At 43.6% G+C, this 20,562-nt stretch carries 22 protein-coding genes; 15 read left to right on the top strand and 7 right to left on the bottom strand.

Going from position 1 to position 20,562, the window contains the following annotated elements; genetic code table 11:
* Nucleotides 1-9: 9 nt before the first annotated feature.
* Genes AOC21_RS07130 through AOC21_RS07110 form a run of 5 tightly spaced genes read left to right on the top strand, consistent with a single transcriptional unit; the run spans nucleotide 10 to nucleotide 4,067 of the window.
* Nucleotides 10-870 (top strand): branched-chain amino acid ABC transporter permease, encoded by an 861-nt coding sequence (locus AOC21_RS07130; protein WP_215391314.1) that lies wholly within the window; start codon nucleotides 10-12, stop codon nucleotides 868-870.
* Entirely contained in the window at nucleotides 867-1,802 is a 936-nt protein-coding gene (locus tag AOC21_RS07125) for a branched-chain amino acid ABC transporter permease (protein WP_215391313.1), read from the top strand. The genes AOC21_RS07130 and AOC21_RS07125 overlap by 4 nt, the downstream gene beginning before the upstream one ends.
* 3 nt (nucleotides 1,803-1,805) lie before the next feature.
* Nucleotides 1,806-2,546, top strand: coding sequence for an ABC transporter ATP-binding protein (locus AOC21_RS07120; protein ID WP_215391312.1), 741 nt, complete (start codon nucleotides 1,806-1,808; stop codon nucleotides 2,544-2,546).
* Entirely contained in the window at nucleotides 2,509-3,255 is a 747-nt protein-coding gene (locus AOC21_RS07115; RefSeq protein ID WP_215391311.1) for an ABC transporter ATP-binding protein, read from the top strand. The genes AOC21_RS07120 and AOC21_RS07115 overlap by 38 nt, the downstream gene beginning before the upstream one ends.
* A 5-nt stretch (nucleotides 3,256-3,260) precedes the next feature.
* Nucleotides 3,261-4,067, top strand: a complete 807-nt coding sequence (locus tag AOC21_RS07110; protein ID WP_215391310.1) for an alpha/beta fold hydrolase — start codon at nucleotides 3,261-3,263, stop codon at nucleotides 4,065-4,067.
* 92 nt (nucleotides 4,068-4,159) lie between these two features.
* Here the strand turns inward: AOC21_RS07110 and AOC21_RS07105 are convergent, their stop codons facing one another.
* From AOC21_RS07105 to AOC21_RS07080, 6 genes are all read right to left on the bottom strand, one after another.
* On the bottom strand, nucleotides 4,160-5,254 hold the full coding sequence (locus AOC21_RS07105; RefSeq protein WP_215391309.1) for an amidohydrolase family protein: 1,095 nt from the start codon (nucleotides 5,252-5,254) through the stop codon (nucleotides 4,160-4,162).
* 21 nt (nucleotides 5,255-5,275) lie between these two features.
* The gene (locus AOC21_RS07100) at nucleotides 5,276-6,028 is read right to left on the bottom strand and encodes an extracellular solute-binding protein (protein ID WP_215391308.1); all 753 of its coding nucleotides are present in this window, start codon (nucleotides 6,026-6,028) and stop codon (nucleotides 5,276-5,278) included.
* A 14-nt stretch (nucleotides 6,029-6,042) separates the two neighbouring features.
* Nucleotides 6,043-7,134, bottom strand: coding sequence for a two-component regulator propeller domain-containing protein (locus AOC21_RS07095; RefSeq protein WP_215391307.1), 1,092 nt, complete (start codon nucleotides 7,132-7,134; stop codon nucleotides 6,043-6,045).
* Between the two features lie 10 nt (nucleotides 7,135-7,144).
* Nucleotides 7,145-7,753, bottom strand: a complete 609-nt coding sequence (locus AOC21_RS07090) for a hypothetical protein (RefSeq protein WP_215391306.1) — start codon at nucleotides 7,751-7,753, stop codon at nucleotides 7,145-7,147.
* A gap of 219 nt (nucleotides 7,754-7,972) precedes the next feature.
* The gene (locus AOC21_RS07085) at nucleotides 7,973-8,473 is read right to left on the bottom strand and encodes a hypothetical protein (protein ID WP_215391305.1); all 501 of its coding nucleotides are present in this window, start codon (nucleotides 8,471-8,473) and stop codon (nucleotides 7,973-7,975) included.
* Between the two features lie 187 nt (nucleotides 8,474-8,660).
* Nucleotides 8,661-9,389: a GntR family transcriptional regulator gene (locus AOC21_RS07080; RefSeq protein WP_215391304.1), complete on the bottom strand. Its 729-nt coding sequence runs from the start codon at nucleotides 9,387-9,389 to the stop codon at nucleotides 8,661-8,663.
* A gap of 144 nt (nucleotides 9,390-9,533) precedes the next feature.
* Here AOC21_RS07080 and AOC21_RS07075 point away from each other — a divergent pair, with 144 nt between their 5' ends.
* From AOC21_RS07075 to infA, 6 genes are all read left to right on the top strand, one after another.
* Nucleotides 9,534-10,481: a 3-keto-5-aminohexanoate cleavage protein gene (locus AOC21_RS07075; protein WP_256437808.1), complete on the top strand. Its 948-nt coding sequence runs from the start codon at nucleotides 9,534-9,536 to the stop codon at nucleotides 10,479-10,481.
* A 33-nt stretch (nucleotides 10,482-10,514) separates the two neighbouring features.
* The gene (locus AOC21_RS07070) at nucleotides 10,515-11,039 is read left to right on the top strand and encodes a carboxymuconolactone decarboxylase family protein (protein WP_215391303.1); all 525 of its coding nucleotides are present in this window, start codon (nucleotides 10,515-10,517) and stop codon (nucleotides 11,037-11,039) included.
* A gap of 9 nt (nucleotides 11,040-11,048) precedes the next feature.
* Entirely contained in the window at nucleotides 11,049-12,026 is a 978-nt protein-coding gene (locus AOC21_RS07065; protein ID WP_215391302.1) for a tripartite tricarboxylate transporter substrate binding protein, read from the top strand.
* 23 nt (nucleotides 12,027-12,049) lie between these two features.
* Nucleotides 12,050-13,213 (top strand): hypothetical protein, encoded by a 1,164-nt coding sequence (locus tag AOC21_RS07060; RefSeq protein WP_215391301.1) that lies wholly within the window; start codon nucleotides 12,050-12,052, stop codon nucleotides 13,211-13,213.
* 365 nt (nucleotides 13,214-13,578) lie between these two features.
* On the top strand, nucleotides 13,579-13,782 hold the full coding sequence (locus AOC21_RS07055) for a cold-shock protein (protein ID WP_215391300.1): 204 nt from the start codon (nucleotides 13,579-13,581) through the stop codon (nucleotides 13,780-13,782).
* 85 nt (nucleotides 13,783-13,867) lie between these two features.
* Complete coding sequence (gene infA, locus AOC21_RS07050) at nucleotides 13,868-14,128, top strand: translation initiation factor IF-1 (RefSeq protein ID WP_215391299.1); 261 nt, start codon at nucleotides 13,868-13,870, stop codon at nucleotides 14,126-14,128.
* A gap of 312 nt (nucleotides 14,129-14,440) precedes the next feature.
* Here the strand turns inward: infA and AOC21_RS07045 are convergent, their stop codons facing one another.
* Nucleotides 14,441-15,178 (bottom strand): GntR family transcriptional regulator, encoded by a 738-nt coding sequence (locus AOC21_RS07045; protein WP_215391298.1) that lies wholly within the window; start codon nucleotides 15,176-15,178, stop codon nucleotides 14,441-14,443.
* 77 nt (nucleotides 15,179-15,255) lie between these two features.
* Here AOC21_RS07045 and AOC21_RS07040 point away from each other — a divergent pair, with 77 nt between their 5' ends.
* From AOC21_RS07040 to AOC21_RS07025, 4 genes are all read left to right on the top strand, one after another.
* Complete coding sequence (locus AOC21_RS07040) at nucleotides 15,256-16,632, top strand: adenylosuccinate lyase family protein (protein WP_215391297.1); 1,377 nt, start codon at nucleotides 15,256-15,258, stop codon at nucleotides 16,630-16,632.
* A 25-nt stretch (nucleotides 16,633-16,657) separates the two neighbouring features.
* A complete protein-coding gene (locus tag AOC21_RS07035; RefSeq protein ID WP_215391296.1) occupies nucleotides 16,658-17,629 on the top strand; it encodes a tripartite tricarboxylate transporter substrate-binding protein in 972 nt (323 codons plus the stop codon).
* A gap of 41 nt (nucleotides 17,630-17,670) precedes the next feature.
* Nucleotides 17,671-19,173, top strand: a complete 1,503-nt coding sequence (locus AOC21_RS07030) for a fumarate hydratase (protein ID WP_215391295.1) — start codon at nucleotides 17,671-17,673, stop codon at nucleotides 19,171-19,173.
* A gap of 284 nt (nucleotides 19,174-19,457) precedes the next feature.
* Nucleotides 19,458-20,552: a hypothetical protein gene (locus AOC21_RS07025; protein ID WP_215391294.1), complete on the top strand. Its 1,095-nt coding sequence runs from the start codon at nucleotides 19,458-19,460 to the stop codon at nucleotides 20,550-20,552.
* Nucleotides 20,553-20,562: the final 10 nt, after the last annotated feature.

Genomic DNA, 20,562 nt, shown 5'->3' with positions numbered 1-20,562 from the left:
TCGCTGCACATGTCTTTTTGGTTAATTCAGAGTCTTAATAGCCTTGCCCTAGGGGGAGTTCTTTTCACCCTGGCGGCGGGCTTTTCATTAATTTTCGGATTAATGCGCATTGCCAATCTTTCTCACGGCGCTTACTTTATGTTGGGTGCTTATGTTGGTTTAAGTGTGATTGAAGCAGGGCACTCTTTCTTCTTAGCAATTCTTGCTGCCGCAGTGGCAATAGGTTTATTAGGTTGCGTTGTCGAAAGAGTGATCTTGCGTCGCTTAGCGGGCAATAGCCTATCTCAAGTCTTGGCAACCTTAGGTGTTGCCTTTGTCATTGCTGATTGCAGCCTTTGGTTTTGGGGTGGGGATCCTCGTCCTGTTGCGGCGCCAAGCTTTCTTGCTGGCGGTGTTCAGATCCTTGGCCAAACCTTTCCTCTCTACCGTATTGCTTTAGTTATCTTTAGTATTTTTGTAGCACTTGGCTTATGGCTTTTGCTGGATAAAACAAAACTGGGTGTCATGATTCGCGCTAGCGTTGATGATCGCCAAATGGCTCAAGGGATTGGTGTACCTGCGACTAAATTGTTCTCCATTGTGTTTTGCTTGGGCGCGGCTTTGGCGGGAGTAGGTGGTATTGCTGCTGCTCCGATTTTGTCGGTATACCCAGGCCTAGATGCAGACATGCTGCCAATTGCATTGGTAGTGGTGATTCTGGGTGGCTTAGGTAGTTTATTGGGCGCATTCATCGGCAGCTTTTTGATTGGCTTTATCTACAGCTTTGGTCAAGCTCTGTTCCCTGATTTGGCATACATCATTTTGTTTTTACCGATGCTGATTATTTTGGCTGTTCGCCCACGTGGCTTGTTTGGAAAGATTAGCGCTTGAACCGCATTTTCTATATTGTCATTCTGGCTGTATTGCTTGCGCTCCCAATCATCATTGGGGGTACGTACTACACCAACCTTGCAAGCCAAGTTCTGATTGCGGGCATCTTCGCAATGAGTCTCAACTTACTTGTCGGTTATGCCGGTCTTACTTCACTGGGTCATGCAGGCTACTTGGGCTTAGCGGCATACATCAGTAGTTGGTTGACGGTAAAGCTAGGTTGGAGTCATGCAAGTACTGCAGCGATTGCAATCGTGAGCACTACCGCCATCGCCGGCATCTTTGGTCTTATCGCCTTGCGCGCTACAGGTATTAGCTTCTTGATGATCACATTGGCCTTTGGGCAAATTCTTTGGGGTTTAGCGTATCGTTGGGCTAGTGTGACTGGTGGTGATAACGGAATCTCCGGCATCACTAGACCACATATGTTTGGACTTGATTTAGGGGAGGCGAATTATTTTTACTACTTCACCCTTTTTGTATTTTTATTAGTGTGGATTGCAATTGCGATTATGGTTCGCTCTCCATTTGGTGCGACTATTCGTGGGACTAAAGATCAACCACGTCGGATGAGTGCGCTGGGCTTTAATGTCTGGCTCATTCGTTGGGTTACCTTTACTGCTTGTGGCTTCTTTGGCTCTATTGGTGGAATTATGTATGTCTACTATCACCAATTTATTAGCCCGCACAGTCTTTCCTTGGCAAACTCTGCTGAGATGCTCTTGATGGTGATTGCCGGCGGTGCTGGCACCTTGATGGGCCCAGTCATTGGCGCTGCTTTAGTGATGTTGCTGAAGAACGTAGCGAGCCAGTATGTCGATCACTGGGTAACCTTATTGGGCTTGGTCTTTATTTTCATTGTGATGTTCATTCCAGGTGGAATTGTTGCTGGATTTGATCGTATTAAAAATGCACTCAACTCAAACAAGTAAAAGATGAGTCCCATTCTTCAAGTTTCCGATTTAAGTAAATCCTTTGGTGGTCTGAAAGTGACCAAGGGCGTTAATTTGACTGTGAACGCCGGAGAGAGGCATCTCTTGATCGGACCCAATGGTGCGGGCAAGACAACCTTATTCAATCTGATCTCTGGTGACCTGGCTTCAGACTCCGGAACCATCACGCTTGCTGGAAAAAATGTTACTAAATTGCCAACGGCTAAGCGTGCACAGCTGGATTTAGCAAGAACCTATCAAATTCTGACGCTATTTGGTAAAGACAATTTAATTTCTAATGTGAAGTTGGCGCTATTGGGAAAAATGTCCTTACGTTGGAAATGCTGGGGATCTTTCTTAACCGAATCAGATCTAGATCAGAAAGCATTAGCAGTGTTGGAGAAGGTAGGGCTTGGTGCTAAAGCTTATCTGCCCTTAGAGCAGACCTCTTATGGAGAGAAGCGTCGCCTAGAGATTGCGATGGCCTTAGCGCAGAACCCGCAAATCTTATTGCTCGATGAGCCTTTAGCAGGCTTATCTACCGAAGAACGTGAAACCATTACTGAATTGCTCCAGCAAATTGATCGCAATATTACTATTTTGATGATTGAGCATGATATGGCTGTGGCCTTAGCCTTTGCTGATCGAGTAACGCTTTTGCATTACGGTGAAGTGATTACGAGTGGCACGCGTCAAGAAGTTGTCAATGATCCGCGTACCAAGGAGATTTATCTTGGCCACTAATGCCATCTTAAAGATTGAAGGCTTAAATGCCTTTTATGGCGACAGTCATATTCTGTATGACGTGTCATTTGAGTTAAAGAAAGATACTGTTCTCGCTTTATTGGGCAGAAATGGTGCGGGTAAGACTACTTGCATTAGCTCCATCATTGGTTTCTTGTCTGGCAGAACTGGATTAATTGAGTTGGATGGCGTGCAGCTACAAAACCTATCGCCTGAGAAAATTTGTCAGGCAGGCATCGGTATTGTTCCCCAGGGTCGTCGCATTTTTCCTAGCTTGACAGTCAAAGAGAATCTAGACGTGGCATATCAAGCTCCCCGTGCTGGCAGCTCACGCCAGTGGTCTCTTGAAGATGTGTTTCAGTTCTTCCCGCGTTTAAATGAGCGCAAGAATCAGATTGCGGGCAGCTTATCCGGTGGTGAGCAGCAAATGCTAGCGATTGGCAGGGCCTTGATGACCAATCCTAAGGTCTTACTATTGGATGAGCCATCAGAAGGTTTGGCGCCACAAATTGTCAAAGAGGTGGGCAATATTATTGCCACCCTCAAGCCATTCATTTCTATTGTGCTGGTTGAGCAAAATCTCAACCTGGCTTTAAGTGTTGCAGATGATGTTGTGCTTTTGAACGGCGGTAAGGTTGTCTTTAGCGGTAGCAAAGCACTGTTTACTGAAAAGCAGCAAGAGCTACAAGCTCACCTGAGTGTGGAATAAACAATATGCAGGATTTATTAAAGACGGCGAAGATCGGCAAGTACGACATTCAATATCTCGATGTTGGTCAAGGCGTACCGGTAGTCTTAATTCATGGTTTAGCAGGTGACTATAGCGCCTGGACCTCGCAGATACAGCTTCTAAAGGATCACTATAGAGTGATTGCCTTTGACAATCGTGGGGCGGGTAAGAGCACTCAGGTTGATGAACCTATCAGCACCCAAGATCTTGCGAAAGATACTTTGGGATTAATGGATTTTCTGAATATTCCATCAGCACATATTGTTGGCAGATCTATGGGTGGAGCGGTTGCTCAGCACATGGCTTTAATGTCGCCAGAGCGAGTGAAATCCTTAGTGCTGTGCGCATCATTTGCTGTACTAGACCCACTGGGTCGTAGAGTGCTATTGAATATGCGGGAAGCGCTAGAGTGGCGTATGAGCTGGGCTGACCATGCGCGACACTCCATACAAAACTTTGTCTCCTATGAATTTTTTAACAATAAACAAGAGCAAGTTAAAAAAATTGAGGCACTGATTGGTGGTGAAACTCGATTACCTGCGTGCTATAGCCGTCAGAATGAGGCCTGCCAGAATCATGACACTGAAGATCAATTGGCTTTCATCAAGCAGCCAACACTGATCATGGCTGGAAAAAATGATCCGATTTGCTCTTTGACTGCTACAGAGATTATGAGCAAAGGTATTGCCGGCTCAGAAACTATTCTATTTGATAATGCCAGCCATTTTTTCTTAATGGAGCAGCCTGAGAAATTTAATCGAAGTCTCAAAGAGTGGCTCGATACACATTAAGTAAGATCTAGAGCAATAGTAGGTAAAGAAAAAGCCCTTGAGTGAATATTCAAGGGCTTTTGTATAACAAGCTTGCTGTATGAAGCTTGAGCTTAAGTTGGTTTTAAGTTGAGCAGGCGTTCTGCATTGCCGCCAAGAATGGCAATCCGATCTGTATTGCTTAGCCCCGGAGTGGCCATGACATGCTCCACCGGAAATTCTTCCCAAGGAATTGGGTGATCTGTACCAATCACTACTTGGCTAACACCTACTTGTGACACCAGGTACTGCAATGCCTCTGGTGTAAATACAAGTGAATCAAAGTACAGTTGCTTCAGATACTCAGAGGGCTTCTTCTTCAAAACAATATTGGGATCACAGTTTTTGGGTGACACAAAACAGCTATGGTCCATACGGGGAGCATAGGAGCCTAAAAATCCGCCTCCATGGGCTGCCAGCACTTTGAGTTGTGGATATTTATCTAGGACTCCCTCATAAATGAGGTGCTGTAAAGCGATCGTAGTATCCAGCGGATTACCAATCACATTCGACATCCAGCCGTTTCCCTTGAAGCGCTGAGCAAGCTGTGGGGTACTTTGTGGGTGAATGAATAGAGCGACATTCAGCTCCTGCGCTTTCGCGAGTACGGGATGATATTTGGGATCTGAAAAATCTTGCCCTAATACGCTACCGCCAATCGCAGCGCCACGTAAACCCTGTTTTTTAACTGCGTACTCGAGTTGCTCTACTGCTAGATCAGGATATTGCATGGTCAGTGATGCAAAAGCAGCAAACTTATCGGGTCTGAGGTTGCAGAGTTCTGCTAGATGTAAATTGTTGAGTCGGCAGATCTCGACAGCAGTCTCTTTATCTTTGCGATACCAGTAAGGATTGACGCTGAGAACTTGCATGTCAATACCTTGAGCATCCATCGCCTTAATGCGCTCATTAATTTTGATGAAATGTTCTGGAATGCCTTTGGTTGGCGGTGGAACTGAGGCAGCATCTTCACCCATTAAGTCAATGGCATCCTGGAACATGCAGTGTGCATGTACGTCGATCGTTTTGATGCGTTTACCATTGATAAAAACGGGGGTAATACGTTTAGGCTTTGCTGTATCGGCAGCATGTGATAATCCGCAGCCGCAAAAAAATAAGCCACCCAGGGCTTTGCCAGAGGTCTTCAAAAAAGATCGGCGGTTGTTCATAAAGACACTTTCTATTGTGAGTTAGCGCACTAAATTCATGCCGCTATTTTTAATGGGTACAGCCGCGCTTGGTGAGCTTAAATATTCAATCAGCTTTTTAGCCGCCTGTTGATTTGGCGAATTCTGAATAATGGCCGCACTAAAAGTTTGAATAAGTTGAACGTCACTAGGAAGGGCGCCGACGTAGTCAATGCCGGGAATGTTAACTAATTCACTGCTGGGCTGAACGGCAATATTCGCCTTGTGGGCAGCCAGGATGGCGGTAGATTCTGAACCCCTTTCGGTTACTTGAACCTCAATTTGATTGCTGATCCCTAGACGTGGAAATAATTCAGTTTTTAAGTAGATGCCACTGGTACTGCCTGGCACGACAATTTTTTTAGCCTTCACTAATGCATCTGCAAAAGCCTTAGTGGTTGATATATCTGGTTTTGGGTTCCCGGTAGGCACGGCCAGTCCCAAAGGGGCTTGCGCTAAATCCACATCTGAATTTGGAGCTATTTTGTTTTGAGCCATTAGTTCGGCAAGACCTTCTCGAGAGAGTATGACAACGTCTGCCGTAACGCCCGCATTCAGCTGTGCTTTGATAGTTTTAGGTCCAGAACCTTGCGATGCGCCTGACTTAGTAACAACTTTAATGCCAGTTTTCTGTTCAAAGCCAGGCAGCATTTGGTTGTAGGGTCCAGAAAAACCGCCCGAGATAATCACTTCAAGTTGTGCCATGGCTTGGGTACTTAGTAGTAGTGAGAGTAAGAATACAAAAAGAAATTTCAAATGGTTCTCCAAATTTATTTAGCCCGAATAAACTTCTGGGCGCGCTTGCCTGTATCAACCTCAGTGGTATAGACGCTACCCTCAGAATCAACAGCAATATTATGTACCCAGTGGAAGTCACCAGCATTTCTCCCGCTCCTGCCAAATGAGCTGAGTTTGCGTCCAGAATCCCGCTCCATTACCGTAACTTCATTGTTAGTTCCGTCGGCAATCAAGATGTACTTTTGAGTCCCATCTGCTGGTATTAGATCCCATACCGAGCCAGAACCCCTTGTGTCAGTTTCAAATGCCATTTCTCGAATAAATTTTCCGCTTTTCTCAAATACTTGGATTCTATTATTTGCTCTATCGCAGACAAATAATGTGTTGTCTTTCATTAAGCGAACACAATGGACTGGATTGGCGAACTGCGGTGATGTCGGGTTGAACGTAGGTATTTTTTCATCGCTGGGAGTGTTTCCATAGGCGCCCCAATGACGTTTGTATGCTCCGGTATTGGAGTCAAAAACAATAACCCGTTTATTGAGATACCCATCTGCAATGTAGACCTCATTTGCTACGGGGTCTACATTCATATGGGCAGGGCGGCCAAGCTGGTTTTGATCATTGCTGCCTAGACTTGTGCCGGGCGAGCCAATCTGCAGAAGAAATTTTCCTTGTGGTGTGAATTTCAAAATCATATGGTCAGCTTGATCATTGCCGCCTACCCAAACATTTCCATTGGGATCGACATAAATTCCATGTTCATTTTTTGGCCAGTTGTAACCAATGCCAGGCCCACCCCATGCCTGCAATAAATTACCTTTTTTATCAAACTCAAGAACTGGTGGTGCTGGTACGCAGCACTTTGATCGTTTGGGGTTTAGTGTTGCCCCTTTTTCATCATCTGTAATGGTGAGTGGGCGATGAATGATCCAGATATGATCATTTTTATCAGTAGCGACGCCTGCTACCTGACCTAATATCCAGTTATTAGGTAATGTTTTTGGCCAAGATGCATCAACTTTGTAATCAAGGGCCTTACTGGAATTTTGGTTTTGCGACAATGCGCTAAAACTTGCGGCGACTAATAGAATGAAAAGTCCGCGACGAATCATTGCCTTCATGGATATCTCCTTAGCGGCTTGCTGGTTTAGAAAGATAATTCAGTGACTGAGCTTCGCTTTTTAATGGCGTTACCTTGTCCGGATCAAATCGGATCATTAAGTAGTTAATATGGTCTGGAATTTCGGTAAACCAATGCCCTGTGCCTGCGGGTATGACTACAACGTCACCTGGCTGAAGTTTGCGTGAGGTGCCGTTCAGAATTTCACTGCCATTGTTTCCTGGGCCGTTGAATTCAACCACGGTCTTTTGGGTCGCTGGTCTACGTTGGCGATTGGTAATGTCTGGACCAAGCACTAAGGTTCCGGAGCCAGAAATAATGTGATAAACCTCGCTAATCTGATCATGCTCTGCTACTGAGTCTGGATTTGGCGCATCCAGCTTGCCGCGGTACACCATGCCAATTCCTACTCGGGCTTTTCCAATATCAATATCGCGTACCTGCTGGTCAATATGCCGCTCTTGGATTGCTTTCTTTGTATAGGCATTCAGTTCGTCTACAGGAATAAATGTACCTGGACACATATAGCAAGTTGGCTGGGGATCTGTAGGATTTACTTTGGGTTGTGCAGCAACTGTGGTGCAAATTAACAATGCGGCAATGGCATATAGGTATTTCATTTTGTCTCCATATTTTTTAACTGCTATTTTCTGAAGAGCTTACCCTGAATTACCCCATCTGTAGTCTGTTATATGGGTTATCCCTTAGGGTATTTCTAGGTTCGGTCTACGCATAGATAGTGTGAATACCTCGAAAAAGAAAAAGCCACCCGAAGGTAGCTTTTGTATAACTGGTAAGTCTGGCGAGATTCGCGCTCGCGACCAATGAAGAGTTGAAGATTAATCGGCTGATTTCATAGTGAACTCGCCGTTATCACTGCTCACACTAGTTTTATTGAGCTCGTAGTATGCAACATCAGCCAATCCTGCGGAGCTCATGAAGTTTGTAACCATTTCAGATTTATTGGGCGAAATAACAAAACGATAAGTCTTGCCACTATCAAATTGATAGGTTTGGGAAAATACGCCGAGAATACCGGACAATGTACTGTCTACCTTAAGAGCATGCTTTCCTGAGGGTATGTTTACTATGCAATTACCTGAATCAGGGATTACGCAGACCTTAAGGTTATCCACATAAACTTGGGCGCTTTTCACAAGTCCAAACCAAGCCGTATTTGTCCGACTAAAGATAAGCGTGACATCTCCACCGGGATTGACAGGAGCAGCACCTTCTTGATACCCCATGCTCTGACATCCTGCCAGGAGGGTGAACAAAGCAATGCTCAGCAATTTCTTGAATGGCACTATTGCGTCTCCAAAGTAAGTCACTCTAAGCATACATTACCCCAAATTAATCTCAGTACTTCAAGTGTCTGGGTTCCAATGGAAAAGTCACCCAAGGGCGGCCTTGCATCACTGGTGGGTCGGGTGAAATAGGCGTATCGACGCTTCATTTTCAAACTCCCAACCGCAAGTTCGCTGCGCAACTGTAGTCACGGAGAAAGCCCAATCAGATGAGGTTGTTTTAACCATTTCTTTTGAAGTTAAAAGAGTAGGTGTATCTTTCCGACGGGTGAACCCCAATACCCACTTCAAAAATCTTACCGGCAGCATTTGCATATCTTCGATATACAGTTAATGCGGATGAATTTTTCTTAACCTTCAATAGGGCAGCAGTTTTGGGGTCAACATTACTTGCCACAATATCAATCTGAGTGGACTCAGCCAATTCACCATACATTTCAAGAATCTGATCAGCTATGGGTATTTGTTCATGCTTTTTATGTTTGATCACCCCTGAAAATTGTGGAAGAACATAAATATCTGTTTTACACAAAGGTATTTTTGATCCCTTGGGGATGCGAATTGATTCAATATGAAACCAACTATCGCCAGGAGCGCATTTTAGGATTGCAGCTAATTCATGATCCGCTGTAATGAATTCGGAACGCAGCACTTCGCGAATGGTTTCGCTGGGGTAGTTTAATAATTGCTGTATTGAACCAACCGACTGAATTAGCTGACTGATTCTTGTAGTGGAGATGACAAAAGAGCCAGCACGTTTATGTCTGGAAATTAGCCCAGCCTCAACCAAAGATCCTAGGGCTTGTCTCACAGAGTATCGACTAGCCACAAATGAAGTGCATAGCTCTTCTTCGGTTGGAAGCTTTGCGCCTATGGGGTATTCACCGGACTTAATGCCTTCTTCAAGTCTTTGACAGATTTCAGCTTCTTTGGATATTTTTTTGGACATAGGGGAATTCGGCTTGACTTTAATTGTTCGAATAATTAAACTATCTTAAACCTTATAAATGTTGATTTAAACAGCTATTTTATAACTTTAATATCAATTGTTCGAAAATAATAGAATAAATGATCTACTACAGTGGACCTCAATGTGAATGCTAAAAAAGAGCAATTGACCGATAAAGTCATCATTACTTGTGCTGTTACGGGGGCAATTCATACCCCGTCAATGTCGCCGTACCTACCCATCACCCCCGAAGAGATTACTGAGGCTGCCGTTGGGGCTGCCGAGGCAGGGGCTGCCATTATTCATTTGCATGCAAGAGACCCTGTAACTGGCAGGCCTGATCAAAGTCCGGAAGCATTTGGTAAATTTTTACCGCAAATTAAAAGTAGGACAAATGCAGTCCTAAATTTAACGAGTGGCGGCTCACCATTTATGAAGATTGATGAACGAATTCAACCTTCAATGAAGTTTGCACCAGAAGTAGCCTCTCTCAATATGGGCTCTTTAAATTTTGGTTTATTCCCAATGCTCTCTCGATTTAAGGAATTTAAACATGATTGGGAGAGAAAGCATTTGGAGGATAGCAATGATTTGATTTTCCGCAATACCTTTAAAGATATTGAATTTGCTCTAAAGGCAGTTGCCGATCATCAAATTCGTTTTGAATTCGAGTGTTATGACATAGGCCATCTCTACAACTTGGCACATTTTGTGGAGCGAGGATTGATCAAGCCACCATTCTTTGTGCAATCCGTTTTTGGAATACTAGGGGGCATTGGCGCCCACTATGAGGATGTGGTTCATATGAAGCGTACGGCAGATCGTTTATTTGGTAAAGATTACCAATGGTCTGTCTTAGGTGCCGGTCGCAATCAACTCAAAATTGCTGCCATGAGTGCAGGCATGGGTGGAAACATTCGAGTTGGTCTTGAGGACAACCTTTGGCTTGGCAAGGGCACTTTAGCGAAATCGAATGCGGAGCAAGTGATCAAGGCGCGTCAAATTGTTGAAAGTCTTGGTCTAGAAGTGGCCAGTCCAGATGATGCAAGAGAGATGCTGCAGTTAAAGGGCGCCGACAAAGTGAATTTTTAATTCGTATTAGCAAGTATTTATAAGGAGACAGTGGTGGCAAGAATTTCATATCCAGATTTAGAGTCAAGCCCAGAACTAAAAGCGTTAACCACGCAAATCATTTCAGAAAGAGGAAAGCTGCACAATCTATATAAGATGCTGCTGAACAGCCCTCCCATTGCTGAAGGCTGGCTTAACTTATTAACGGCTGTTCGTCAGAAAAGTCTTTTAAGTGGCAGAGTGCGTGAGTTGGTCATCATGCGCATTGCGGTGATCAATAAGGCTGAATATGAATTCATCAGCCATACACCATTTGCTTTAAAAGAGGGCATTACTCAGGCGCAGATTGATGAAATACCTCATTGGGAAAAATCCAGCTTATTTGATCCAATTGATCGGGCTGTAATGGGGTATACCGATTCAATGACTCGAGACGTGCATGTCCCAAAGGCGATATTTGATGAGGTTAATCAACATTTTGATGCTAGAGGTATGACAGAGCTAACAGCAACGATCGCCGCTTACAACTTAGTTTCTAGGTTCTTAGAAGCCTTAGAAATAGATCCAGAACCCAAATAAGGAGTTGATATGAATTCTCAATTGTTACGAATCTTATTACTCGCGCTTACCTTATTCTGCGCACAGAATATTTCTGCACAAGGCGCATATCCAGATAAAACCATTCGCATGATTGTTCCGCAAGCTGCGGGCGGTCCATCTGATGTCCTGGGCAGATTGATTGCTCAGAAACTCTCAGACTCTTTAGGTAAGAGTGTGATTGTGGATAACAAGGCTGGGGCAGGCGGCAATATCGGTGCTGATCTTGTTGCAAAATCAAAGCCTGATGGGTATACAGCCTTGATTACGATTGTTGGCACGCTAGCTATTAATGAGTCTTTATATAAGAACCTACCTTTTGACGTGCCAAAAGATTTTGATGGTGTCAGTAAGGTTGCCTCATCGCCTATGGTCTTGGTTGCGAATCCTGCGTTTGAGCCGAATACGATTGCTGAGTTAATTGCTTTAGTCAAATCAAAACCAGCATTAAGCATTCCATACGGCTCAGCCGGTAATGGTTCACCGCAGCATATTGGTGGCGAGTTACTCAATTCTAAGGCGGGTATTAAGTTAAGCCACATACCTTATAAAGGTGCTGCTCCCGCTTTGACGGACCTATTAGGCGGTCAAGTGCCCCTAGCGATTGTTGGTTTGCCTGCCGCCTTGCCGTACATCAAGGCTGGAAAGTTAAAAGCAATTGCAGTCTTTAGCAAAACGCGCTCTAAGTTAGCTAGCAATATTCCAACATTTGTAGAGTCTGGTTATCCAGAGATTGAGGCTGACTTGGTCTATGGCGTATTTGTTCCTGCCGGCACTCCCAAGCCCATTATCACTAGCTTGAATCAAAAAATTGTCGAATCCATTAATACAAAAGAAGTTAAAGAAAAATTACTCAATGATGGCTTTGATGTAGTTGTGAGTACCCCAGCTGAATTGAATGAATACCTCAAAAATGAAGTGCAAAAATGGCGTCCCATTGTGCGTGACTCTGGCGCTATTGCAGACTAGTTGATCAATATTTAGGATAGAAAATGACCAAAAAAATGAAGGCCGTTAAGCGTGTAGTAACTGGTAATGATGCGCAAGGAAAATCGATTGTGTGCTGGGATGGAGATGCCCCTGCACGCCACGAATCCGCTGTTCCAGGTAGAGGCGTAACAGATTATTGGGTATGGAGACAAACACCACAACCAATCAATAGCACAGAAGATGCTAGTTTATGGCCAGATGAATTTCCTGGCCCAAGCGGTGGTGGACATTTAAGAACCGTTCATTGGATAGCTAATCACGATGTAGAAGGTGAGATTCCACCATTGGTTACTCCTCATGCACCGCATATCAGTGCAGATGGACGATCATGGGACCGTGGAGGAGGCAATAATGTCACCGTTTCAGATATGCATAAAACAGAGTCAGTCGATTTTGGAATTGTGCTTGAGGGTGAAAGAGAGTTGGTGCTAGATGACTATAAAACAGTCATTAAGCCAGGAGATATTGTGATTCAGGTTGGTGCATGGCACTTATGGGATAGCTCCAGAATCGGCTGCTTGATGGGTTTCGACATGATTTCTGCTAAGTTTGATGAGCAGGGTCTGGGTTTGCAAGAGGTCGATGTACCAGTCATGCTGGCAAAAAAAGATCAGACTTTGCCTAATGGGATAAAACCCCAAAGACGCATTATTACGATTGATAAAGAACCTGGAAAATCTTCCTTGGTCGCTGATTCATTTTCACCAGTAGTAATCCTTGATCCTGCTAGACCAGGTTACGCACTACAACGCATGTGGGTTATCGATAGTCATCCTGCGAAGATTGTTCCCGAAACACTGCAGTTACCGCATGTACTAGTCCCACCTAAAACTGGCACAGTGCTGAATGTGCATAACTTTCCACCCGATACCAACTGGAAAGGGAGTGCTAGCATTGCTAGTGCACAAGAATTCTATAAGGGAGTTGATGCATCTCAAATTTGTACTGCAGGAAGCATTCCCAACTATCCTTATTCGCACAAAACCAGCACTGTTGATTTTTGCTTAGTAACTGAGGGTGAGATATGTTTGATTCTCGATACTAAGGAAATTGTATTGAAGGCAGGAGAGATTGCAGTGATTAGAGGTAGCAATCATGCCTGGAGCAATCGCACTAATGCCCCGGCAATTGTTGCTATCTCGAGTCATGATGCAGTTTCTCAATAAGACTTTTGCAATGATGGCTTGAATGAAGTCCCTAGAGCCACCTATTTTTGCTGGTTCAAAAGAAGAAGCCACCTGAGGGTGGCTTTTTTATAACCAGTGGGGCATTGAACTTGCAGCCAACCCATTGCCAAGGTGCTTTTACCTGTGCTTATTGCTATTTAAAGGGTGATTTGTGGGTAAGTAATCTTTTTATGACCAAAGTAGAGTAAAATACTTACTGCGATTTTCAAGCTAATAGTGTTGTTGTACTAGTAATTAATACCGCAGTTCTGCGATAGTTCTTCTTAGCATCTCCCCCGCCATTCTTGACTTTCGCCTCATTCGGGGCATTGCCCCTTTTATATTTTTTTAAGGAATAGTCAGATATGGCAAACGGAACTGTAAAGTGGTTTAACGACGCTAAAGGCTTCGGCTTTATTACCCCTGAACTCGGCGGCGAAGATTTATTTGCCCATTTTTCAGCAATTAATAGCAGCGGATTTAAGTCATTAGCTGAAGGTCAAAAGGTAACTTTTGATATTACTACTGGCCCTAAAGGCAAGTTAGCATCCAATATTCAACCTGTTTAAATCAGAAGCACATGCCAGGCGGAAATTATTTGCCTGGTCCAAAGCCCAGCATGTCTGGGCTTTTTATTTTTATGAAGGATGTTAAATGGCAAAAGAAGCCTTGCTTGAAATGGATGGTCTTGTTGATGAAATTCTGCCGGATTCTCGTTATCGGGTAACTCTAGACAATGGCCACAAGCTGATTGCCTATACAGCGGGAAGAATGAAAAAAAATCACATCCGTATATTGGCGGGAGATAAGGTTTCTTTGGAAGTCTCTCCCTATGACTTGAGCAAAGGCCGCATCACATTTAGACATCTTGAGAAGAAGCAATCTTTTACTAGCGCGCCATATAGGCGACATTGATGGCTTTGAGGTTTAAAACCGCAAGTTAAATTAAGATTTGTAAAGAATCTCAGGCCCTAGCTGATTTCGTACCTGGCAAACAAGAAATACTAAAGCCACCTTCGGGTGGTTTTTCTTTGGTCGTCTGCTTAAGCTCTATAGCAGGCTTTCCTAAATTTCAATATTGCAATGTCAAAGGTAGCTTTTGTAAAGCTGCTGAGTCTAGCGAGATCCGACCTTGCGACCAGCGAATGAAAAGACCTAGTTAGGCGCTTACAGACTCACAGTGATACGGAAATAATTAACAAATTATTTATTAATTTGAGCGCTCATTTATGAAATTACTGTATCGCGCCTCAATTTTGTTACAAATGTATAACGGTCAGCTGGATGGGTTGTAATCGTTATCTCAAATACTTCATTTGCTGTATCAAGATAGCTTCGAATAATCTTTAAAGCTGGCACACCCTCTATTGAATTGAGTTTTCTTGCCTGCTCTTTAGATAGAAGAACTGGAATGATCTCTTGTTTGATCTCTGAGATCGCTTTGCCGTATCTTTCTTCAATGATGTTACTAATTAATTGCCCAGGATTTTTTTGAGCAATTTTTTCCACGTCGACAAATTTACTATCGATGTAAATTTCTGTAAGACCCATAGGTAATTCAGTGCCAGCATCGTTATAACGAACGCTCGTTAACTTCAGCCATTCCTTCCCAGCACTGCAACCAAGTTCTTCCGCTAGTTTCTTGCCGCAGATTACTTTTTCACCTGGCTGGAGTTTTCGAGCATGACTTGCACCAAATGCGGTGAGGTCTTCTATAGATCCTACTGTCTGTTTATAGGCGCTAGATGAGGTCGCTGACTCTACTTTGGTTCCAGACTTCTTCTTTCGTGAGACCAATCCCATGGCTTGTAATTCTGAAATTGCAGCCCTTACGGTATATCGACTAGCCGAGTAGGTTTCAGCAAGCTCCATTTCAGTTGGAAGATGAGCGCCTACAGGAATCTTCCCGGAGGTGATTTCAGCTTTCAAATCCTTCGCCAGCTTTAGGTAGAGGGGAGTTTTCATCTATTTCTTGACATTATGTACGGACATGATACACAATTAATATGTCCGTACATAATAATTAATCAATCAGGTGAGATATGAGTATTAACAATAGTTTTTCAGCAAGTACCGTGATCGATTCCATCCTTTTTAGGGATGCATTTGGTACTGCGGCTATGCGTGAGATTTTTTCAGATAAAGCATTGGTACAGCGCTATATCGATATAGAAATTGCACTAGCAGTGGCTGAGGCAAAGTGTGGAGTGATACCAAAAGAGGCGGCAGATGAGATCGCTAAAAAATCTACTATCGAATCGATTGATTTTGACTTACTTAGAAATGAGACCGATATTGTTGGTTACCCAATTCTTCCGCTGGTGCATCAGCTAGTGAAGATGTGCGGTAAAGCAGGAAAGTTCGTACATTGGGGTGCTACCACTCAAGACATTATGGATACTGCAGTAGTAATGCAGGTTCGCTCTGGGCTTGAGATTGTTAAAAATGATATTAATGAACTACGTAAGATTCTGGCATCTATGTCGGAAAAATATCGTAATACTGCTATGGCAGGACGAACCCATCTTCAGCAAGCGTTGCCTATTACCTTTGGATATAAATCAGCAATCTGGCTAGCCATGATGGATCGTCATGCAGAGCGCCTCCAGCAGTTAGAGCCACGTGTATTAGTGGGTGAATTTGCCGGCGCTGCAGGAACGATTGCTTCGTTAGGCGATAAGGGTCTGGTTGTTCAAGAAGCATTAATGAAAGAGCTTAATCTTGGAGTGCCTGTTACTACATGGCACGTAGCACGTGATGGTTTAGCAGAAACAATTAACTTTTTGGCTCTGGTCACCGGATCACTTGGCAAGATTGCTTACGACATCATGCTGATGGCCTCCACAGAGTTTGCTGAAGTGTATGAACCATTTGTAAAGGGTCGTGGCGCTAGTAGCACAATGCCGCAAAAACGTAACCCAATTAGTAGTGAGTTAATGTTGGCCGCCTCTAAAGGCGTGCGCCAGCATTCGGGCTTGATGTTAGATGCTATGGTTCAAGATTTTGAAAGAGCAACCGGTCCCTGGCATGCGGAATGGATGGCAATACCAGAGAGTTTTGTATTGACTGCTGGCGCCTTGCATCAAGCGAAGTTTATGCTCTCAGGCTTGATTGTTGACGAGAAAAAGATGCTCGAGAATCTAAATCTCACCAAAGGACTTATTGTTGCTGAAGCGGTGATGATGGGAATGGCGCCATTTATTGGTCGTCAAGAGGCTCATGATGTTGTTTATGATGCATGTCGCGAAGTAAACGAAAAGGGCGGCACATTAGCCGAGGCCCTTCAGAAGATTCCGGAAGTCACCAAAAACTTCACCAAAGAGAAGATTGAGGAGTTAACTAATCCGATTAATTACCTTGGTATGGCGCCACAAATGGTGGATAAGGCTGTAGCCCATTCCAGATCCTTAAAGCTTTAACAAATTCAGAATTTAGGAGATAAAAATGTTGAAAAAATTATCAGTACTAACTCTCGCATTACTTTCATCCCTGGCGATTGCCCAGTCAGATTATCCAAATCGTCCCGTTACTTGGGTGGTTCCATTTGCCGCCGGTGGCCCAACAGATGCCTTGGCACGCAGTATCGCTGATGTAACTAGTAAACAGCTCGGCCAATCTATCATTATTGATAACGTACCTGGTGCTGGCGGAACAATTGGTGCAACCAAAGTTGCTAGAGCAACACCAGATGGTTACACGTTCTTGGTTGGGCATATGGGCTATATGGGCGCTGCTCCTGCTTTGTATAAAAAGTTAAGCTATGACCCCGTTGCTGATTTTGAAGCAGTCTTTCGTTTTCCTGATACCCCATTGGTCTTGATGGTGAGAAATGACCACCCCTCAAGGAATGTCAAAGAGTTATATGAGTATGCAAAAAAGAATCCCGATCAAGTATTTTTAGGTAATGCAGGTCTTGGTTCTAGCTCTCATCTAATTGCTGCTCTGGTAGCTAACGCAGCGGGAGCTGATGTAAAGCATGTGCCATATAAGGGTGCTGGCCCAGCATTAATTGATGTGGTGGGTGGTCAGACTGATGGAATGTACGATCAAACAAATACTGCTTTCCCACAGATTACGGAAAAGCGAGTGCGTGCCTTGGCTGTAACCTCTAAGACCCGTTTACCACAATTAAAAGATGTTCCAACGTTGAGCGAAACCATTCTTCCTGGCTTTGAGGCGAGCACTTGGTATGGTATCTATGCACCTAAGGGCACTCCAAAGGTTGCAGTGGAGAAAATGCAAAATGCATTCCTAAAGGCTATGAAAGATAAGGCTTATACCGATAAGCTACAGGCTCAAGCAATCCAATTATTGCCTGAGCAGCAGTACTTGGGAGCATCTTTGGCTAAGCATACTGAGGCAGAAGTTGTTCGCTGGAAAGCAGTTGCCGCAAAATCTAGTATTGCAATGGATTAATCAAATACGCATGGAATGCATTTAAGGGCTATCCTTTACTGATGAGAAAGATAGCCCAAGAAGACTTAGTGACCAGCATTGCGGATGCACTGCAGTTTATTAGCTACACGCATCCAGTGGGTTTTGTGCAAGCATTAAGACGTGCGTACGAAGCAGAAGTAAATACTGCAGCAAAGTCTGCAATGCTTCAGCTTTTGGTAAATAGTCGAATGAGTGTTTTGGGTCATCGACCAATTTGCCAAGATACTGGAACAGCTCAAATCTTTATAAAGCTCGGCATAGAAGTCCAGTTTTATCGTATCGATCAAAAGCCTTTGGAGTCTCTCCAGGCTTTAATCAATGAAGCTACTAGGCGCGCTTATACAAATTCCTCAAACCCTTTGCGAGCGACGACCATTGCCGATCCCTTGGGGGGCAGAGAGAATACAAAAGACAATACTCCGGGTCAATTGTTTTGCGAAATATCCGAAGGTGATCTCCTGGAGATTTTGGTTGTCGCCAAAGGTGGGGGAGGTGATGTGAAGGCAAGATTTGCAACGCTCAATCCTAGTGATAACGTTGCTGATTGGGTGATCAAACAATTGCCTGGAATGGGCGCAGGCTGGTGCCCGCCCGGAGTTCTGGGAGTTGGTATTGGCGCTAGTCCAGAGCAGGCAACATTGCTTGCAAAGAAATCTTTATTTGAGCCTATAGATATAGACCTTTTGCGCGCGCGAGGTGCCAAAACATCAGAAGAGAAATTACGTATAGAGCTATATGATCGTATTAATGCATTGCAGATTGGCGCTCAGGGTCTGGGTGGTCTTGCTACCGTATTAGATGTAAAAGTTTCCACCTTGCCATGTCATGCGGCCACGATTCCAGTTGCGATTGTTCCAAACTGCGCTGCCACTCGTTATATCCGATTTAATCTAGACGGGGCTGGTCCAGCAAGATTCGAGCAACCCTCTTTAGATGCTTGGGAAGGAATTCCTGATAATTTTTATTTAGAAACAGCCATGAGGGTGAATGTAGACTCCCTCAGTAAAAATGAGATAAAAGACTGGAAGGTAGGTCAGACGCTATTGCTCTCAGGAAAAATCCTGACTGCTAGAGATGCTGCCCATAAGCGATTAGTTGATTTATTGGCCAAAGGTAAAGCGTTGCCAGTTTCCCTCGAAGGGCGATTTATTTACTACGTAGGGCCAGTAGATGCAATTCATGGTGAGGCCGTGGGTCCGGCGGGACCTACGACCTCTACCCGTATGGATAAATTTGTTGAAACTCTACTTTCTCAAACGGGTCTTCTTGGAATGATTGGTAAAGCAGAGCGCGGACCTGAGACTATTGCTTCCATTCAAAAACATCAATCGGTTTATTTAGCGGCCGTAGGTGGAGCGGCCTATATGCTTTCTAAAGCAATTACACATTCAGAGGTCATTGCATTTGAAGATCTGGGAATGGAAGCTATTCATGAGTTTGAGCTAAAAGACTTCCCAGTCATCGTCGCTGTTGATTCGCGAGGAAATTCGATTCATAAAGCATTTAAGATTCATCCCGACTAATCCGCTAGACAGGGTTGGGTAATCTAAAAGAAAAAGCCACCCGAAGGTGGCTTTTGTATAACTGGTGGGTCGGGCGAGATTCGAACTCGCGACCAACGGATTAAAAGTAAAGAACTCTATTTTATTTCTTTTAAAAACAATAACTTAATTTTGGTGCGCGCTAAAGTGTGTATTTGAGTTCTTCTTTTATTTGGTTGCTAAAGTGTTACTTGCGTAATACTTTAAGTCTTATCTTAACCACTTATATTCATAATTGTACTAACAGTCAAAAAATAGGGTGTTTTATGGTGGTAGCAAAAAAGAAAACAATACGCAAAGCTGTTGTTAAAAAAGATGTGGCAGTTAAAAAAACCAATCCGCCTAAAGCTACAAAAGCTAAGTCAGCAAAAACTAAAAAGCAAATTACAGCACTTACACGGCAAAGTGAAGATGTGCGTCAGCAAAAGTTAGCCGTCTATAAAGAAACAGAAAAAGCTAATGATTTAGCAATGAACGATTGGGGAAGTAGATTAAAGACAACAAAAGTAAGGATGGAGAAGTTAAACAAAAAGTATGAAGAGTTACTTCTTGTCCTACTTAATGAAGCATATAGCGTTTACAGAGAAGTTGTTAAAAGTGATTTAGCAGATGACTTTTTTAGTGCGCTATGGAATGAACTGTACAAAGAGGGAATAAAAGTACAAAGCAATACCCCTAACGCTTCACTTGTTATCCGCTACATCTGCGGTGCCAGCATAAGTACTAAGACAGTTAGTAACTACGCAAAAGTATTGGAAGGTGCGGACTACAACAACATAAAACAAGAACAGTTCATTGCTTGGGTACAGCACAAGACAATGACAAAAGTGATTGAGGATCAGCGCAATATTGAAAACAATACGGAGACAAGGGCAGAAAAAATGGCACGTGCCCGCGCCGTTGTAATGCGTTTAATAGAGGCAAGAGAGACAAAACCAGAACACAGTTGGAAAACTACAGCGTGGCAAGCTGAAAAACAAATCAGCAAACAAGGGTTATGGGTTGGGATTGGTAACGCACACAGAATATTGGATGGTGGAAGTAACTTCAACGCAAGCATGAACTTAGTAATGATGTTGCCGCTTAACGCTGAAATGGAAAAGCACATCCTCAATATATACGCAAGAACAATAGTAGATGGTATTGACTACTATGAAAAACAAATGAATGAATTGGAAGAAAAGCTGTGGGTTGATGACTTATGGGAAAAACTCGTTAGCGCTGGATATGAAGAAAGTGTTAAGCAGGATGAATACTGGAGTAACAGACAGCAAGCCGCTATGTATGAGGATCAGCAGGAGTTTATTGAGAAGGTAATTAAACCCAAGCAAACAAAGAAAAAAAGCAAAAAGAGTGCTTAAGAATATAAAA

It is taken from the genome of Polynucleobacter sp. VK25 (genome assembly GCF_018687355.1).
Lineage (GTDB): Bacteria > Pseudomonadota > Gammaproteobacteria > Burkholderiales > Burkholderiaceae > Polynucleobacter.
Note: the sequence above shows the minus strand (reverse complement) of the source record. Positions and strands in the feature narration are given on the sequence as shown.

Bases quoted from the DNA above. Each gene is read 5' to 3' on its own strand.
- AOC21_RS07110 (WP_215391310.1), top strand. From the start codon at position 3,261: ATGCAGGATTTATTAAAGACGGCGAAGATCGGCAAGTACGACATTCAA.
- AOC21_RS07105 (WP_215391309.1), bottom strand. From the start codon at position 5,254: ATGAACAACCGCCGATCTTTTTTGAAGACCTCTGGCAAAGCCCTGGGT.
- AOC21_RS07130 (WP_215391314.1), top strand. From the start codon at position 10: ATGTCTTTTTGGTTAATTCAGAGTCTTAATAGCCTTGCCCTAGGGGGA.
- AOC21_RS07055 (WP_215391300.1), top strand. From the start codon at position 13,579: ATGGCAAACGGAACTGTAAAGTGGTTTAACGACGCTAAAGGCTTCGGC.
- AOC21_RS07040 (WP_215391297.1), top strand. From the start codon at position 15,256: ATGAGTATTAACAATAGTTTTTCAGCAAGTACCGTGATCGATTCCATC.
- AOC21_RS07030 (WP_215391295.1), top strand. From the start codon at position 17,671: ATGAGAAAGATAGCCCAAGAAGACTTAGTGACCAGCATTGCGGATGCA.
- AOC21_RS07095 (WP_215391307.1), bottom strand. From the start codon at position 7,134: ATGAAGGCAATGATTCGTCGCGGACTTTTCATTCTATTAGTCGCCGCA.
- infA (WP_215391299.1), top strand. From the start codon at position 13,868: ATGGCAAAAGAAGCCTTGCTTGAAATGGATGGTCTTGTTGATGAAATT.
- AOC21_RS07090 (WP_215391306.1), bottom strand. From the start codon at position 7,753: ATGAAATACCTATATGCCATTGCCGCATTGTTAATTTGCACCACAGTT.
- AOC21_RS07035 (WP_215391296.1), top strand. From the start codon at position 16,658: ATGTTGAAAAAATTATCAGTACTAACTCTCGCATTACTTTCATCCCTG.
- AOC21_RS07025 (WP_215391294.1), top strand. From the start codon at position 19,458: ATGGTGGTAGCAAAAAAGAAAACAATACGCAAAGCTGTTGTTAAAAAA.
- AOC21_RS07080 (WP_215391304.1), bottom strand. From the start codon at position 9,389: ATGTCCAAAAAAATATCCAAAGAAGCTGAAATCTGTCAAAGACTTGAA.
- AOC21_RS07060 (WP_215391301.1), top strand. From the start codon at position 12,050: ATGACCAAAAAAATGAAGGCCGTTAAGCGTGTAGTAACTGGTAATGAT.
- AOC21_RS07065 (WP_215391302.1), top strand. From the start codon at position 11,049: ATGAATTCTCAATTGTTACGAATCTTATTACTCGCGCTTACCTTATTC.
- AOC21_RS07045 (WP_215391298.1), bottom strand. From the start codon at position 15,178: ATGAAAACTCCCCTCTACCTAAAGCTGGCGAAGGATTTGAAAGCTGAA.
- AOC21_RS07085 (WP_215391305.1), bottom strand. From the start codon at position 8,473: ATGCTTAGAGTGACTTACTTTGGAGACGCAATAGTGCCATTCAAGAAA.
- AOC21_RS07115 (WP_215391311.1), top strand. From the start codon at position 2,509: ATGATCCGCGTACCAAGGAGATTTATCTTGGCCACTAATGCCATCTTA.
- AOC21_RS07120 (WP_215391312.1), top strand. From the start codon at position 1,806: ATGAGTCCCATTCTTCAAGTTTCCGATTTAAGTAAATCCTTTGGTGGT.